The following is a 15,052-nucleotide window of genomic DNA, read 5'->3' as shown; positions in this document are numbered from 1 at the left end:
TCTAAGGTGTTTCCCATGTCCCACGATGCATATTCAGCCCTGTCAGACCCCACTCGACGCCGCATCCTCGCGGCCCTGCAGGGCGGTGCGAGGCCCGTGGGTGAGCTGGTCACGGAGCTGGAGGTCTCGCAGCCCACGGTGTCCAAGCACCTGAAGGTGCTGCGCGACGCCGGGATGGTGTCCACCCGGGCGCAGGGACAGAAACGGTTCTACAGCATCGCCCCGGAACCCTTCGTGGCCGTGGTGCAGTGGCTGGACGAGCTCGTCTCCGGATCCGGCCCGGAAGCACACGCACCCGCCGCCCAAGAGTCCGCGGAATCCCCCGAGGGGACCGCGGCCCCTGCGGCCACCGAGGCCGCACCCACCAAAGCTGCACCCACCGAGACCGCATCCACCGAGACCGTGCCCACCGAAGCCGGACCCATCGAGACCCCGGCGCCCGTTCAGGACCCCGACGTGCGTCCGGTGCCCTGGTTCACCGCCGAGGTCACCGAGGTCACGGGGACGGAGGTCACGACAGAGCACGCGACCGCTGGCGCGGCCGAGACCCCCGAAGCGGCCGATACCCCCGGAGCGACCGACACCCCCGGAACGGGCGCCGAGGAGCCTGCGAGCGGCGTCGTCGAGGATGCGCCCGATGCCGATGCCGATGCCGATGCCGATGCCGATGCGGAGGGCGCCGGAGGGGTGCCCGACACCAGTCCCGAGGATGCCGAGGGTGTGCCCGACGCCGGCGCCGAGGGTGCGTACGGCACCGCTGCCGAGGGCGTCGGAGAACCCGCGGGCGACGTCGTCGCCGGCGAGCGCGGCACCGACGACCAGCCCTCGGACGGGGCCGCCGGCACGGGGGAGAATTCCGAGGAATCGGAGTCCGCGGACGCACGGGATACCCTGGAGACCGATGTCTCCGCCGAATCGCACGTGCAGCCGGGTACTGCGCACGAGGAGGAGCCCCTCGACATCGAGCCCCGCGACGTCGCCGAGGAGATCGGCGCGACCGATGCCGCGGAGCCGATGCGCTCCCGGGGTGGTGCGCATCGCCGGCAAAGCGGTCTGCTGTCCACTTTGACGGGTTTCCGGCGCCGCAGCCGCGGTTCTCGCCGCGACTGAGGGGCCATCCACAGACACTTCAAGACGGCAGGAGAGACATGCACGAGAAACTGATTCCCATCCGACAGATCATCACGGCGCGCAACCCGGGAGAGTCCGAGTTCCACCAGGCCGTGGACGAGGTCTTCGAGTCGCTGGGTCCCGTGGTGGCCCGCCACCCGGAGGTGCTGGACTCCGCGATCGTCGAGCGCATCTGCGAGCCCGAGCGCCAGATCATCTTCCGCGTGCCGTGGACGGACGACAAGGGCGAGGTGCACATCAACCGCGGCTTCCGGGTGGAGTTCAACTCCGCGCTGGGTCCGTACAAGGGCGGTCTGCGCTTCCACCCCTCCGTGTACCTGGGCATCGTCAAGTTCCTGGGCTTCGAGCAGATCTTCAAGAATGCTCTGACCGGCATGCCCATCGGCGGCGGCAAGGGCGGATCGGACTTCGACCCCTCCGGGCGCAGCGACGCGGAGATCATGCGGTTCTGCCAGTCCTTCATGACCGAGCTCTACCGGCACATCGGTGAGTACACGGACGTCCCCGCCGGTGACATCGGTGTGGGCGGCCGCGAGATCGGCTACCTCTTCGGCCAGTACAAGCGCATCACCAACCGCTACGAGTCCGGTGTGCTCACGGGCAAGGGCCTGTCCTGGGGCGGTTCCCTGGTCCGCACCGAGGCCACCGGCTACGGCGCGGTGATGTTCGCCGAGGAGATGCTCAAGACCAAGGGCCTGGACTTCGACGGTCGGGACGTGATCGTCTCCGGCTCCGGCAACGTGGCCATCTACGCGATCGAGCGCGCCCAGTCCCTGGGTGCGAAGGCGCTCACGGCCTCGGACTCCAGCGGCTACGTGGTGGACGAGGACGGCATCGACCTCGAGCTGCTCAAGCAGGTCAAGGAGGTGGAGCGCGGGCGCATCAGCGACTATGCCGAGCGCCGCGGCGCGAGCGCCCGGTACGTGGCGGACGGCTCCGTGTGGGACGTCCCCGGGACCGTGGCCCTGCCGTGCGCCACCCAGAACGAGCTCAACGGGCGGCAGGCCAAAACCCTGCTGGAGAACGGCGTGGTGGCCGTGGCGGAGGGCGCCAACATGCCCTGCACCACGGACGCGGTGCACATGTTCCAGGAGTCGGACGTGCTGTTCGCGCCGGGCAAGGCGGCCAACGCCGGCGGTGTGGCCACCTCCGCGCTGGAGATGCAGCAGAACGCCTCCCGGGACTCGTGGAGCTTCGAGTACACGCAGGAGCGGCTGCAGGAGATCATGCGCGGCATCCACGAGACCTGTGCCCGGACGGCGGAGGAGTACGGCATGCCCGGCAACTACGTGGCGGGTGCGAACATCTCCGGGTTCATCAAGGTGGCACGCGCCATGGTGGCCCAGGGGATCATCTGAGGACCTCGCGATCATGACGCGGCTCAAGGGGTGGTCGGACCGCGGTATCCAGCGGTTGGCCACCCCTCGAGTCTAGGGTGGAAGCATGGCGACGCATCGAGAGGTTCTGCAGTGGCTCGAGAACGAGCTGTTCGACGGACGCCTGGTGCTGGGGCAGCGGCTGCCCACCGACAAGGATCTGGCCGCGATCTTCCGGGTGTCCCGCAACTCCATGCGTGAGGCCCTGAAGATCCTGGAGGCCCAGGGCATCGTGAAGCTCTTCGAGGGCCACCACCGCAGCATCCTCCCGATCCTGGTACGGGAACCGGCCGCCTCCGCGGGGCCCGCACTGCAGCTGCACATGGCCACGTCCGAGCACCCGCTGCGGGACATCGTCCGGACGCGCGTGCTGCTGGAGAGCACGGCCCTGCAGAGTGCCGAGCCGCAGCACGTCCCCGTTCCGGAGCTCAGGTCCGTCTTGACGGAGATGGACCGCGAGGACCTGGGGCTGAAGCAGTTCCACGACCTCTACGTGAGCTTCCACATCGCCCTGGTGAAGTCCGGCGGCAACGCGGTGAACACCGCACTGTTCACCGCACTGCGGGACTCGATCTACGAGTACACCATGGCGCTGGTGGGCCACGTCCCGCTGTGGACCACCACGTCCAGCCGGATCCGGGCGGAGCACCGGGCCATCGTGGGGGCCCTCGAGGCGGGGGACCGCTCGCTCGCGGCGCGGCTCGTGCGGGAGCACATCGAGTACCAGTACGAGGAAGCCGGTGTGGATCCCGACGCCGCCCACAGCACCACGGGGGACCCCCGCGCGGAGGGTGCCGCCGCGGCGTCGTCGCGGGAGGCGGACGGGGAGATCCCCGCGGACGGACTCGAGCCGGCACGCCGCGCGAGTGCGTGAGGCTGCGCCCGTTTTCGGGCGGAGCGGGGTCAGGCGGTAAGGTATGGCAGTAGTTTGCCGTTAATCGGATGTTGCCCCTGAGTTAGCAAGGGGCGGGGCAGCGCTCGCGCGGCCCCCAGCAAACACACCGTCCAGAGAACTGTGAGGGATCCTATGGGTTCGGTCATCAAGAAGCGCCGCAAGCGCATGTCCAAGAAGAAGCACCGCAAGCTGCTTCGCAAGACTCGTCACCAGCGCCGCAACAAGAAGTAGGCGCGCTCGTGCCAGGCCCCGTTCCCCGCCGGGAACGGGGCCTTCGCCATGTGCGTAGCATGAACCGCATGACCGATCAGTCCCCAGCCGCTCGCCCGGGCCGCTCCGGCCCCCTCCTCGCCGCCGCGGACTGGGCGCACCCGCTGCCGCGGCACGCGGTCACCCTGCTGACCAGGCCGGGGTGCCACCTGTGCGCGGACGCCCGGGACGTCGTGACCCGGGTGTGCGAGGAGACGGGCAGCTCGTTCCGGGAGCAGGACATCACGGAGGATCCCGCGCTGCTGCGGGACTACGCCGAGTTCGTCCCGGTGGTCTTCGTGGACGGTGCCCCGTGGGACCGCTGGCGGATCGATGCCGCGCGGCTCCGTAACGTGCTCGGCTGACCCCCGCCCCGGGGCGGGCGACGCCACCGGCCCGCCGCCCGCGGGGAGGCTCCCCCGCGGAATTGGGGGCCGCCCGCGGGGTTTGAGACACTGGGGGCATGCCTTCTGCAACCGTTCACCTGCTGCGCCACGGCGAGGTCCACAATCCCGAGCACGTGGTGTACGGGCGGCTTCCGGACTACCACCTGTCCGAGAAGGGCGCCCGCATGGCGGAGGCCGCCGCGACGGACCTGGCCCGGCGGGTGCAGGAGGGCGATCGCATCGTGCACCTCGCGGCCTCGCCCCTGACCCGCACCCGGGAGACGGCTGCTCCCGTGGCCCGTGAGCTGGGTCTCCAGGTGCACACCGACGAGCGGCTGATCGAGCCGGCCAACCACTTCGAGGGGCTGCACGTGGACGGCCACGAACTGGCCAGGCCCAGGCACTGGCCGTACCTGCTGAACCCGCTGCGCCCGTCCTGGGGTGAGCCCTACGCGCAGCAGGTGGCCCGGATGGCCGCGGCGGTCCGGGAGATCGCCCGTGAAGCGGTCCGCAAGGGCGGCGACGGCGCACAGGCCGTGGCCGTGTCCCACCAGCTGCCCATCTGGCTCACCCGGCGTTCCGCGGAGGGCCGGCCGCTGCCGCACGACCCGCGACGGCGCGAGTGCAACCTGGCCTCACTGACGTCCCTCACCTTCCGGGACGTGGACGCGCCCGAGGTCCCGCGGGTGAGCTACCGGGAACCGGCGGCCCACCTCTACCCAGGTGTCAACCAGCTTCCCGGCTCATAATCGATGTCCCACCCCACCGACCTCTTCCCAGGTGTTGCCCTCGTGAATCCACAGCATTCGTCCTCCGCGCGTCCCGCCGCGCGCACCCGTGTGCGCACGGGTCTGGTTGCCGTGGTGGCGGCGGTGGGCCTGGCGCTCACGGGCTGCTCGTCGTCGAACGACAACCTGGCCCAGCAGGCGAACGCCGGCGGGGACAAGGGGTACGTGGCCGGTGACGGATCCGTGAGCGAGTACGCCCCGGACCAGCGCAAGGATCCCGTGCAGTTCGACGCCGCCATGTACGACGGCAGCACGGTCACCGCCGAGAGCATGCGCGGCAAGCCCGTGGTGCTGAACTTCTGGTACGCCGGGTGCGCACCGTGCCGCGCCGAGGCGCCGGACCTCGTGGCGCTGCACGAGGAGTACGGGGACAGGGCCCGGTTCATGGGCGTGAACCTGCGGGACCAGAAGGCCACCGCGGAGGCCTTCGAGCGCAACTTCCACGTGGACTACTCCTCCGCGTCCGACCTCAACGGCTCGGTGCTTCTCGCCCTGAGCGACTACGTGCCCCCGCAGGCCGTGCCCACCACCCTCGTGCTGGACTCCCGGGGTCGGGTGGCGGCCCGCGTCCTGGGCAAGGCGGACAAGTCCACCCTGGACGCGCTCATCAAGGACACGGTGGCCGAGTCCGCATGAACGGCAATCCCTTCGCCGAGGTCATCCTCGACGGCTCCCTGATTGCCGCGCTGCCCGTGGCCCTGCTCGCGGGTTTCGTCTCCTTCGCCTCCCCGTGCGTGCTGCCCCTTGTCCCCGGGTACCTGGGATACATCACCGGGCTCACCGGTGTGGACCTGCGCGAGCAGAAGCGCGGGCGGATCTTCTGGGGCGTGCTGCTGTTCGTCCTGGGGTTCTCCGTGGTCTTCGTGGTGATGTCCGTGGTGCTCGCCCAGCTGGGGGCGTTCGCGTGGTTCCTGGGGCAGCGCTGGATCATGGTGGTCCTCGGCCTGCTGGTGATGCTCATGGGCGTGGTCTTCCTGGGCGGTTTCTCGTGGTTCCAGCGTGACCGCAAGATCGAGCGCCGCCCGCCCCCCGGACTGTGGGGCGCCCCGGTGCTGGGGATGACCTTCGGGCTTGGCTGGGCGCCGTGCATCGGGCCCACGTTCGCGGCCGTGCAGGCCCTCGCCTACGTGGACGGCGCCTCCACGGGCAAGGCCGTGGTGCTCACCACCGCCTACTGCCTGGGTCTGGGCGTCCCGTTCGTCCTCATCGCCCTGGCACTGCGCCGGGGCATGGGGGCCATGTCCTTCTTCCGCCGCCACCGCCTCACGCTGCAGCGCGTGGGCGGGGCGGTGCTCGTGCTCATCGGCCTGGCCATGGCCACGGGTGTGTGGTCCGCGCTGGTCTCCTGGATCCAGTCCGAATTCGTAACCGATTGGGTGATGCCGATATGACCAAGGCGCGAACTGCGCGCGAGCGGGCGTCGAGGCGTTCCGACGTGGAGGTCCCCGCCCTCGGGCCCCTGGGCCTGCTGCGCTGGGCCTGGCGGCAGCTCACCAAGATGTCCACCGCCCTCGTGCTGCTGCTGCTGCTCGCGATCGCCGCGGTCCCGGGCTCCCTGTTCCCCCAGCGGGTGCAGGACCCGGACGAGGTGGCCTCCTACATCCAGGCGAACCCCACCATGGGTCCGTGGCTGGACCGCCTGCAGCTCTTCGACGTCTACTCCTCCTACTGGTTCTCCGCGATCTATCTGCTGCTGTTCATCTCGCTCGTGGGCTGCGTGATCCCGCGTGCCCTGCAGCACTTCAGGGCCTGGCGCTCCAAGCCGCCGCGCACCCCGCAGCGGATCTCCCGCCTGCCCCAGTACCGCAAGGTCATGCTGGGCGGGCGCGACGGCGCCGCGGGGCCCACCCCGGACGAGGCCATCGAGCGGGCGGCGGCCGCCCTGAAGAAGCGCGGCTACCGGGTGCAGCCCCAGGACCTCGGCTCCGCGGCGCCGTCGGTCGCGGCCGAGCGCGGCATGCTCAAGGAAGTGGGCAACATCATCTTCCACGTGGCGCTGCTGGCCGTGCTGATCTCCGTGGCCGTGGGCTCCCTGTTCGGCTACAAGGGCCAGAAGGTGGTGGTGGAGGGGGAGTCCTTCGTGAACACGCTCGTGGACTACGACTCCTTCACCCCGGGAACCAACTTCGACGCGGACTGGCTCAACCCCTTCTCGGTGCAGCTGAACTCGTTCGAGGCCACGTTCAGCCGTGACACCTCCGATCCCGAGCACTACGGCCAGCCCACGGACTTCAACGCGGACGTGACCCTCACGGACAAGCCCGGTGCCACCCCCCAGGACGTGCACCTCGCGGTCAACAAGCCGCTCAACGTCAACGGCACCAAGGTGTACCTGGTGGGCAACGGCTACGCCCCAGTGGTCCGCGTGAAGGACGGGGCCGGGCACGTGGCGTACGAGGGTCCCGTGGTCACGGTCCCCTCGGACTCCGTGTACACCTCCTCCATGACCCTCAAGGTCCCGGACGCCGGCCCGGACCAGCTGGGGTTCGTGGGCCTGCTGCTGCCCACGGCGGTGTCCAAGGACGGGGAGATCCCCAAGTCGGTGGACCCGGGGCTGAACAACCCGGCGCTGATCCTCTCCTCCTTCACCGGTGACCTGGGACTGGACAGCGGTCAGCCCCAGAACGTGTACGTGCTGGACACCCAGCACCTGAAGGAGCTCAACTCCATGACCTCGTCCAACGGGCCCGTCCTGCTGGACGGCCAGCACCGGAAGGTGGAGCTGCCGGAGCACAAGGGCAGCGTGGAGTTCCTGGACGTGAAGCGCTACGTGGGTCTGGACGTGCACAGCGACCCCGGGCGCATCCCCGCGTTCATCTCCTTCCTGGCGGCGTTCGCCGGACTGATCATGAGCCTGTTCATCGCCCGCCGCCGGGCGTGGGTGCGGGCCACGGAGGCGGAGGACGCCAACGGGGTGCGGTGTACTGTTCTGGAGTACGGACTGTTGGCGCGCGGTGAGGACCACCGCTTGGGCGTGGAAGCGGAAAAACTGACGGCTCTGTGGACGTCGCTGTGGGAGGACCGCGGCGTGCGGGACTACCACCTGAAATCATCGGATGAGGCGTGAAGCAATGGGTAGCGACATCAATGTGACCTTGGGCAACTGGAGCGAGTGGTTCATGCTCCTGGCCGCCATGACGTACATGGTGGTGTTCGTGGCGTTCGTGTGGGACATGGCCAGCCACTCCAAGACGCTCGGCATGCAGGAGGCGGCCAGGGCCAGGCGGCGCAACGCCTCGGCGCAGGACGCGTCCGCTGACGGCGCCCGGGAGCTCGTGGGAGCGGGCGCCGCGCACGCGGGGGCCTCCGGCGGCGCGGGTTCCTCGGTCGCGGCATCCTCGGGCACCGCGTCTGCCGGTGGCACCACGACCGACACCGGCGTGTCCGGCGAGTTCCGCACCTCGGCGGACCGTTCCACCAGGGGTGCGGGCGAGTTCGAGGCCCTGAACTACTCCCACAGCGCCCGGCGTCCGGCGGCGCGGGTGGCCGTGATGCTGATGGTCATCGCGTTCGCCCTGCACGCCTTCGCCGTGGTGTCCCGCGGCGTGGCCGCGGACCGCGTGCCGTGGGCCAACATGTACGAGTTCTGCAGCACCGGCGCCCTGGTGGTGGCCGGTGTCTACCTCGTGACCCTCGTCTTCAAGGACCTGCGCTTCGTGGGCCCCATGGTCTCCGGCCTGGTGCTCATCATGCTGTGCCTGGCCACCATCGCGTTCCCCACGCCGGTCTCGCCCCTGCAGCCGGCGCTGCAGTCCTACTGGCTGATCATCCACGTGTCCATCGCGGTGGCGGCGTCCGGGATCTTCACCATCACGTTCGCCATGGCGGTGCTGCAGCTGCTGCAGTCCCGCCGCGAGAAGCGACTGGCACTCGGCGAGGAGTCCCGGATGGGCTTCCTGCGCGCCGTCCCCTCCTCCGTGACCCTCGAGAACTTCGCGTTCCGCCTCAACTCCGTGGGCTTCGTGTTCTGGACCTTCACGCTGGCGGCCGGCGCCATCTGGGCCGATCAGGCGTGGGGCCGGTTCTGGGGCTGGGACACCAAGGAGGTCTGGACCTTCGTGGTGTGGACCGTCTACGCCGCCTACATGCACGCCCGCGTGACCCGCGGCTGGAACGGCAACCGCTCCGCGTGGCTCGCGATCGCCGGGTACATGTGCGTGGTCTTCAACTTCACGGTGGTCAACACGCTCTTCCCGGGACTGCACTCCTACTCCGGCCTGTGACCGGCTGAGCGCCCGGCGTGGTGCGACGCCGCCCCGGCCCTCACACGACACGAGCCCGCCTCCGCGTTCCATCGCGCAGGCGGGCTCGTGTCGTCGGGAGGTCTACTGCCCGGGGCTCCGTGATCCGGGCTCCCCGGGGCCGGGCTCTCCGGGGCGGGGGTCCCCGGTTCCGGGATCCTCGTTGCGGGGGTCGGAGGGGTCCAGGGGATCGGTGCTTCCGGGGCGCTCGCCCGGTGCCCGGCCGGTGCGCTTGAGTTCGTTCTCCCACTCCTGCAGCCGGCGTTCCCGTTCCTGCTGCCTCCGGCGTTCCTCGAGGTTGCGCAGGAACTGGGGATCGTCGTCCGGGCCGCGGCCGCGCTCGGGTGCCCGAGCGGCGTCGTCCTTGACGGGACGGCCGAAGAACAGCCACAGCAGCGCGCCGATCACGGGCAGCAGCACGATGACCAGCAGCCATGCGCCCTTGGGGATGGAGCGCACGCTGTACTTCTCCGACTGCGCGCACTCGATGAGCGCGTAGATGACGACGCCCACGGCCAAGGCGCCCGCTCCGATGATCATGATCGCTCTGCCCATGCAATTCATCCTAGGGGAGGCCGCCGGGGCCCGTGCCCGTTCGCGCCGGTACGAGGGCGCCCGGGCGTCGGTTCCCACCCGGGACGTGACCCCACCCGTGCAGAGCGGGCAGCGGCGTCCGCATGCCCGGGGGACGTCCAGCACGGGCGCCTAGACTGAGGGGGTGAACTTCTTGAAGTATTCCCTGTTGCGCCTGGGCATCCTGGTGGTGCTGTTCCTGCTGTTCATGCTCGTGGGGCTCGGGCTCGTCTTCTCCGGGATCGCGGCCGTGCTGGCGGCGTTCGCCATCTGCTACATCTTCTTCCCCCGGCTGCACTACGCGGCGGGCCAGGACTTCCACCGGTTCATCTCCCGCACGCCCAAGCCCAGCAACCGCGTGGCGCTCGAGGACCAGGAGATCGAGGACTCCTACACGGACTCCGAGGCCCGCAAGGACGTGTGAGGCGGCTCAGCCGACGAACTGGTAGACCCACACGGCCACCGCGTACAGCACGGCGACCCCCAGGTTGATGAATCCGCACTGCTTCAGCACCGGGATCAGGCCGCGGCGCTCCGTGGTCTGCAGGACCGTCATGGCCGCACCCACGGCCAGCGGGCTCATGGCGTAGATCAGCAGCACCCACGGGTTGTGGGGCACGAGCAGCAGGGGCAGCACGAAAGCCACGAACAGTTCCGCGGCGAAGGTGAGGCGGGCCCTGGGATCGCCCAGTCGCACGGCGAGGGTCTTCTTCCCCACGGTGCGGTCCCCGGGGATGTCCCGCACGTTGTTGGCCATGAGCAGGGCGCACGCGAACAGCCCGGTGGTGACCGCCATGATCCAGGCACCCGCGTTGAGGCGCCCGGCCTGGGTGATCGTGGTGCCCAGGGTGGCCACGAGTCCGAAGAAGACGAAGACGAACACGTCCCCGAGCCCCATGTAGCCGTAGGGCTTTTTACCCCCGGTGTACCCCCATGCCGCGGCAATGGCGAGGATCCCCACCACGGCCAGCCACCACTGCTGCGAGACCAGCACCAGGGCCACGCCGGCCAGGGCCGCCAGCCCGAAGCACACGAACGCGGCGGTCTTCACCTCGCGAGGGGCCGCGGCACCGGAGGCGGTCAGTCGGAGGGGACCCACGCGCTCGTCGTCCGTGCCGCGCACGCCGTCCGAGTAGTCGTTGGCGTAGTTCACGCCGACCTGCAGCAGCAGCGCGACCAGCAGGGCGAGGACCGCGTGCCCCGGACGGGCCGCGTGCATGGCCTGCGCCGCCGCCGTTCCGGCGATCACGGGGGCCGCGGCCATGGGCAGTGTGCGCAGACGTGCCCCCTCGACCCACTGAGCTGGTGTGGCCACGGTGCAACCTTTCGTGGACTGACGGTGTTCTCGCCCCATTGTTCCACGCACCGTGCACGCGCCCGCGCCACGGGTGTGTGGAATCGGGCGGCGCGCGCCTCAGGGCACCACGGTGCTGGTCACCCCTCGTTGCGGGTCCCAGCGGCGCAGGGCGGTGACCTCGAGGGTGCCGGGCGCGGCGACGTCGTCCAGGACCTCCAGGGCCCGGCCCACCGCCGCGGCGTCGAGACGCTTGGCGAGGGTCACGTGGGGAGCCCACGGGCGCGGCGGCCGGGCGGGGTCCGCGGTGAGGCGCTGCAGCTCCTCGACGGCCGCGACGAGGTCGGAGGGTGCGGCCAGGGACTGCGCGAGCACGTACGGCCCCGAGCCCAGGAGCGTGAGCCCCGGGACCGGGAGCGAGCACGGCAGGAGCCCCGTGAACAGGGCCCGGGTGCGCTCCAGGACGTCCTCGGAGAACGCGGGGGCGGTCACCACGGTGAGGCGCGGAGCGTTGGATGCGCCCCGGTGCGCGGCCAGGCTCGGCAGCCCGGCGTCCTGCAGCGCGGACCAGCGGGCGCGGATCAGTGCGTCATCGGCGGCCGTGAGGACGAGATCCAGGGAGTGGGCGGGCACGGGACCTCCGGGGTTGGGACAGGGGTGCGCCCGGACAACCGGGCGGCGCCGGGGCGGTGGCCCTCGGGGCCCCGCAGGTCACGAGGACCGGCGCGGAGGACCGAGGGGGTCGGGTGGGTCAGATGGTGAACAGGGCGGTGGCCGCGGCCCGGTCCGGCTTGCCCGTGGGCAGCATGGGCAGCCGGTTCACCACGCGCCAGAGCTTGGGAACGGCGGGGGAGCCCAGCCGTTCCCGGATCGCGGTGGACAGCTCCCGGTGCAGGGCCTCGACCTCCGAGGGGGTCAGGGTGTCCGCGGCCGCGCGCGGAACGAGGAGCGCCGCGACGGACTGGCCCCACTCGGGATGCGGCACCGGGACCACCAGCGCCTGGCGGATCCGGGCGTCCTCGAGCAGTGCGGCAGCCACCCGGCCCGCGGAGACCTTCACGCCCCCGGTGTTGATGACGTCGTCCGTGCGCCCCAGCACCGTGAGGAGACCGCTCTCGTCCAGCGTGCCGAGGTCGTCGGTGCGGTACCAGAGGGTGCCGTCGACCACGCGGAAGTGGGCGGCGGTCTGCGCGGGATCGTCCAGGTAGCCGGCCGCCACCACGTCCCCGCCGAGCCAGATCCGACCCTCGGTGTCGTTCCCGGCGGTGCCGTGGTTCCGCGCGGCGGGAAACCCACCGGGATGCGCCGTCGGGGCGTTTCCGGACGGCGTGCCACCCCGGGTGACGCAGCCGTCGGGAATGATGCGGGCCGTGACGGTGTCCAGGGGCACGCCGTCGTAGACGCAGCCGCCGCACGTCTCCGACATGCCGTACGTGCGTACCACGCGCACGCCGGCCTGTTCGGCGCGGGCCGCGAGATCGGGGGAGAGGGGGGAACCGCCCACCAGGACGGCGTCGAAGCGGGCGAGGGCGGCCACCGCGCGCGGATCCGGGGCACCGTCCCGGGGATCCAGGATGCGCTGCAGCTGGGTGGGCACCACCGAGACGTAGCGCACGGGGTGCTCCATGCGCCCGGCGGCATGCGTGAAGTCGGCGGGGGAGAAGTGCTGGTCGGTCATCACCACCGGCCGCGTCCCCGCGAGCACCGACCGCGCCAGGACCTGGACGCCCGCCACGTAGTGCGCAGGCAGGCACAGCAGCCACTGCCCGGGTCCGGACGCGGCGCGCTCGGTGGCCCGCCCGGAGGCCGTGAGCGCCTCGGTGGTGAGCACCGTCCGCTTGGGCCGCCCGGTGGACCCGGACGTGGCCACGACCACCGCGGGTCCCGGGCGCTCCAGCACCGCCTCGAGCCGGGGGAGCAGGGCCAGCGGGTCGCCGGCCACGGGGCCGTCCAGGAGCACGACGTCGCTCGGCAGCCCTGCCGCATCGGGCGCCGGCAGGGCGCTCCCGGGAAGATCCGGCCCGGGCGGCGGGGTCGCGGTCCCTCCGGTGGCAGAGGGCTCGGCGGCGGCGTTCCCGGTGGCGTCACCCGCGGCCCTGCCGGGGCGCTGCGAGCCCGGAACGGCGGCGTCGCCGGACGGGGCGGGAAAGTGGGGGCTCACGCGGCGGCTCAGAAGTAGTAGGGGAACGCGGACCAGTCCGGATCGCGCTTCTGCAGGAAGGCGTCGCGGCCCTCCACGGCTTCGTCCGTCATGTAGCCCATGCGGGTGGCCTCGCCGGCGAAGACCTGCTGGCCCACCATGCCGTCGTCCGGGAGGTTGAACGCGTACTTGAGCATGCGCACGGCCTGCGGGGACTGCGAGGTGATCTTCCGGGCCCACTCGAGGGCGGTGGTTTCCAGCTCCTCGTGGGGGACCACCCGGTTCACCGCGCCCATGCGGTGCATGTCCTCGGCGGAGTACTCGTCCGCGAGGAAGAAGATCTCGCGAGCGAACTTCTGACCCACCTGGCGGGCGAGCAGCGCGGAGCCGTAGCCGGCGTCGAACGAGCCCACGGTGGCGTCCGTCTGCTTGAACTTCCCGTGCTCGGCGGAGGCGATCGTGAGGTCGCACACCACGTGCAGGGAGTGACCGCCACCGGCGGCCCAGCCCGAGACCGCGGCGATGACCACCTTGGGCATGGTGCGGATCAGGCGCTGCACCTCCAGGATGTGCAGCCGCCCGGCGCGGGCGGGGTCGATGGAGTCCGCGGTCTCACCCTCGGCGTAGTGGTAGCCGTCCCGGCCGCGGATGCGCTGGTCCCCGCCCGAGCAGAACGCCCAGCCGCCGTCCTTGGCGGAGGGTCCGTTGCCCGTGAGGATGACGGCACCCACGTCCGAGGACATCCGGGCGTGGTCCAGGGTGCGGTAGAGCTCGTCCACGGTGCCCGGGCGGAAGGCGTTGCGCACCTCGGGGCGGTCGAACGCGATGCGCACCCACGGCAGATCCTTGACCACGGTGCCGTCCGCGTCCCGCCGCACCCCGCGGTGGTAGGTGATGTCCTGCAGGTCCGTGAAGCCCGCCACGGGACGCCACTGCTGAGGGTCGAAGATCTCGGACACCCGGTCGGGGAGCTGTGCGTTGGTCATGGGTACCACTGTAGGACGGGGCCGGCAGTGGGCCGCACACGCGCCCGCCCGCCCTGGAATCCCCGATGCATCTGATCCACTAGATTGTCCGAGGCGACGGGGAGATCCGCCGCCCCGCACGCGGAAAGGACCTCTGATGACCCTGCTCCCCGACCTGAGCACCCTCGCATGGGCGGCCCTGGCGGTGAGCGCGGTGCTCGTGGGCTTCTCCAAGACGGCGCTGCCCGGCATCAACACCCTGGCGGTTGCCATCTTCGCCGCCGTGCTCCCGGCCAGACCCTCCACCGGCGCTCTGCTCCTCCTGCTGATCGTGGGGGACATGTTCGCGCTGTGGACCTACCGCAAGCACGCGCACTGGCCCACCTTGATCCGCATGCTGCCAGCGGTTCTCGTGGGGCTCGCCCTCGGTGGAGTCTTCCTGGCCTTCGCGGGGGACTCGCTGGTCCGGCGCGTCATCGGCGTCATGCTGCTCCTGCTCATGGCCCTCACGCTCTGGCAGCGGCACCGAGACGCCGCGCCCCGGGACGACGACGCCGCTCCGCCCGCCCCTGCCTCTCGCGCCGTGGCAGCGGGGTACGGCTCGCTGGGCGGGTTCACCACCATGGTCGCGAATGCCGGGGGCCCGGTGATGTCCATGTACTTCCTGGCCGCCCGCTTCCCCAAGCACGCGTTCCTGGGCACGGCGGCGTGGTTCTTCGCGGTGATGAACCTGCTCAAGGTCCCGGTCTCGGTGGGGCTGGGGCTCATCACCACGCAGACCCTGGTGCTGGACGCCCTTCTGGTCCCCGGCGTGGTGCTCGGCGCCTTCGCCGGTCGGTGGGCGATCTCCCGGATCCGGCAGCGGGTGTTCGACACCGCTGTGATCGTGGTGACGGTGCTGGGGGCGCTCTACCTGCTGGTCTGATGTGGCGGCACTAGGATTCAGCCGTGGACTCGATGTCTCAGGTGCTCAACGACTCGGTTGTGCAGATGCGGTCATTGCTGGGTGCCGCC

General features: G+C 70.9%; 17 protein-coding genes. 12 read left to right on the top strand and 5 right to left on the bottom strand.

The window, feature by feature from the left end:
- Window positions 1-15: 15 nt before the first annotated feature.
- From C1C97_RS05475 to ccsB, 10 genes are all read left to right on the top strand, one after another.
- Window positions 16-1,110, top strand: coding sequence for an ArsR/SmtB family transcription factor (locus tag C1C97_RS05475; protein ID WP_121030364.1), 1,095 nt, complete (start codon window positions 16-18; stop codon window positions 1,108-1,110).
- A gap of 38 nt (window positions 1,111-1,148) precedes the next feature.
- Window positions 1,149-2,489 carry an NADP-specific glutamate dehydrogenase gene (gdhA, locus tag C1C97_RS05470; RefSeq protein WP_110920329.1) on the top strand — a complete coding sequence of 447 codons (1,341 nt, stop codon included), beginning with the start codon at window positions 1,149-1,151 and terminating at the stop codon, window positions 2,487-2,489.
- Window positions 2,490-2,574: 85 nt separating this feature from the next.
- Complete coding sequence (locus tag C1C97_RS05465) at window positions 2,575-3,381, top strand: FadR/GntR family transcriptional regulator (RefSeq protein WP_121030362.1); 807 nt, start codon at window positions 2,575-2,577, stop codon at window positions 3,379-3,381.
- A gap of 153 nt (window positions 3,382-3,534) precedes the next feature.
- Window positions 3,535-3,633: a 30S ribosomal protein bS22 gene (locus tag C1C97_RS05460; protein WP_005504750.1), complete on the top strand. Its 99-nt coding sequence runs from the start codon at window positions 3,535-3,537 to the stop codon at window positions 3,631-3,633.
- A gap of 68 nt (window positions 3,634-3,701) precedes the next feature.
- Window positions 3,702-4,016, top strand: a complete 315-nt coding sequence (locus C1C97_RS05455; RefSeq protein WP_110920331.1) for a glutaredoxin family protein — start codon at window positions 3,702-3,704, stop codon at window positions 4,014-4,016.
- A gap of 98 nt (window positions 4,017-4,114) precedes the next feature.
- On the top strand, window positions 4,115-4,786 hold the full coding sequence (locus tag C1C97_RS05450; RefSeq protein WP_121030360.1) for a histidine phosphatase family protein: 672 nt from the start codon (window positions 4,115-4,117) through the stop codon (window positions 4,784-4,786).
- Between the two features lie 42 nt (window positions 4,787-4,828).
- On the top strand, window positions 4,829-5,461 hold the full coding sequence (locus C1C97_RS05445; RefSeq protein WP_233542745.1) for a TlpA family protein disulfide reductase: 633 nt from the start codon (window positions 4,829-4,831) through the stop codon (window positions 5,459-5,461).
- Window positions 5,458-6,216 (top strand): cytochrome c biogenesis CcdA family protein, encoded by a 759-nt coding sequence (locus C1C97_RS05440; protein ID WP_110920334.1) that lies wholly within the window; start codon window positions 5,458-5,460, stop codon window positions 6,214-6,216. The genes C1C97_RS05445 and C1C97_RS05440 overlap by 4 nt, the downstream gene beginning before the upstream one ends.
- On the top strand, window positions 6,213-7,892 hold the full coding sequence (resB, locus tag C1C97_RS05435; protein ID WP_110920335.1) for a cytochrome c biogenesis protein ResB: 1,680 nt from the start codon (window positions 6,213-6,215) through the stop codon (window positions 7,890-7,892). Before C1C97_RS05440 ends, resB begins: the two co-directional genes overlap by 4 nt.
- 4 nt (window positions 7,893-7,896) lie before the next feature.
- Window positions 7,897-9,048: a c-type cytochrome biogenesis protein CcsB gene (gene ccsB / locus C1C97_RS05430; RefSeq protein WP_233542744.1), complete on the top strand. Its 1,152-nt coding sequence runs from the start codon at window positions 7,897-7,899 to the stop codon at window positions 9,046-9,048.
- Window positions 9,049-9,150: 102 nt separating this feature from the next.
- On the opposite strand, the gene C1C97_RS05425 is transcribed toward ccsB, so the two are convergent.
- Window positions 9,151-9,621 (bottom strand): PLD nuclease N-terminal domain-containing protein, encoded by a 471-nt coding sequence (locus C1C97_RS05425; RefSeq protein WP_121030358.1) that lies wholly within the window; start codon window positions 9,619-9,621, stop codon window positions 9,151-9,153.
- A 163-nt stretch (window positions 9,622-9,784) separates the two neighbouring features.
- On the opposite strand from C1C97_RS05425, the gene C1C97_RS05420 reads away from it, so the two are divergent.
- Window positions 9,785-10,063 carry a DUF4229 domain-containing protein gene (locus tag C1C97_RS05420; protein WP_110920972.1) on the top strand — a complete coding sequence of 93 codons (279 nt, stop codon included), beginning with the start codon at window positions 9,785-9,787 and terminating at the stop codon, window positions 10,061-10,063.
- 6 nt (window positions 10,064-10,069) lie between these two features.
- On the opposite strand, the gene C1C97_RS05415 is transcribed toward C1C97_RS05420, so the two are convergent.
- The 4 genes from C1C97_RS05415 to C1C97_RS05400 form a co-directional block, all read right to left on the bottom strand.
- Window positions 10,070-10,954, bottom strand: a complete 885-nt coding sequence (locus C1C97_RS05415) for a 1,4-dihydroxy-2-naphthoate polyprenyltransferase (protein WP_110920971.1) — start codon at window positions 10,952-10,954, stop codon at window positions 10,070-10,072.
- Window positions 10,955-11,053: 99 nt separating this feature from the next.
- On the bottom strand, window positions 11,054-11,566 hold the full coding sequence (locus tag C1C97_RS05410; protein ID WP_121030356.1) for a 2'-5' RNA ligase family protein: 513 nt from the start codon (window positions 11,564-11,566) through the stop codon (window positions 11,054-11,056).
- 118 nt (window positions 11,567-11,684) lie between these two features.
- Complete coding sequence (locus C1C97_RS05405; RefSeq protein WP_121030354.1) at window positions 11,685-13,094, bottom strand: AMP-binding protein; 1,410 nt, start codon at window positions 13,092-13,094, stop codon at window positions 11,685-11,687.
- Window positions 13,095-13,102: 8 nt separating this feature from the next.
- On the bottom strand, window positions 13,103-14,059 hold the full coding sequence (locus C1C97_RS05400) for a 1,4-dihydroxy-2-naphthoyl-CoA synthase (protein ID WP_110920579.1): 957 nt from the start codon (window positions 14,057-14,059) through the stop codon (window positions 13,103-13,105).
- 136 nt (window positions 14,060-14,195) lie between these two features.
- On the opposite strand from C1C97_RS05400, the gene C1C97_RS05395 reads away from it, so the two are divergent.
- Window positions 14,196-14,963 carry a sulfite exporter TauE/SafE family protein gene (locus tag C1C97_RS05395; protein WP_121030352.1) on the top strand — a complete coding sequence of 256 codons (768 nt, stop codon included), beginning with the start codon at window positions 14,196-14,198 and terminating at the stop codon, window positions 14,961-14,963.
- Window positions 14,964-15,052 lie beyond the last annotated feature (89 nt).

Source organism: Kocuria tytonis, from assembly GCF_003226895.2.
Lineage (GTDB): Bacteria > Actinomycetota > Actinomycetes > Actinomycetales > Micrococcaceae > Kocuria > Kocuria tytonis.
The sequence above is the reverse complement of the archived record's forward strand: the minus strand, read 5'-3'. Positions and strand labels throughout refer to the sequence as shown.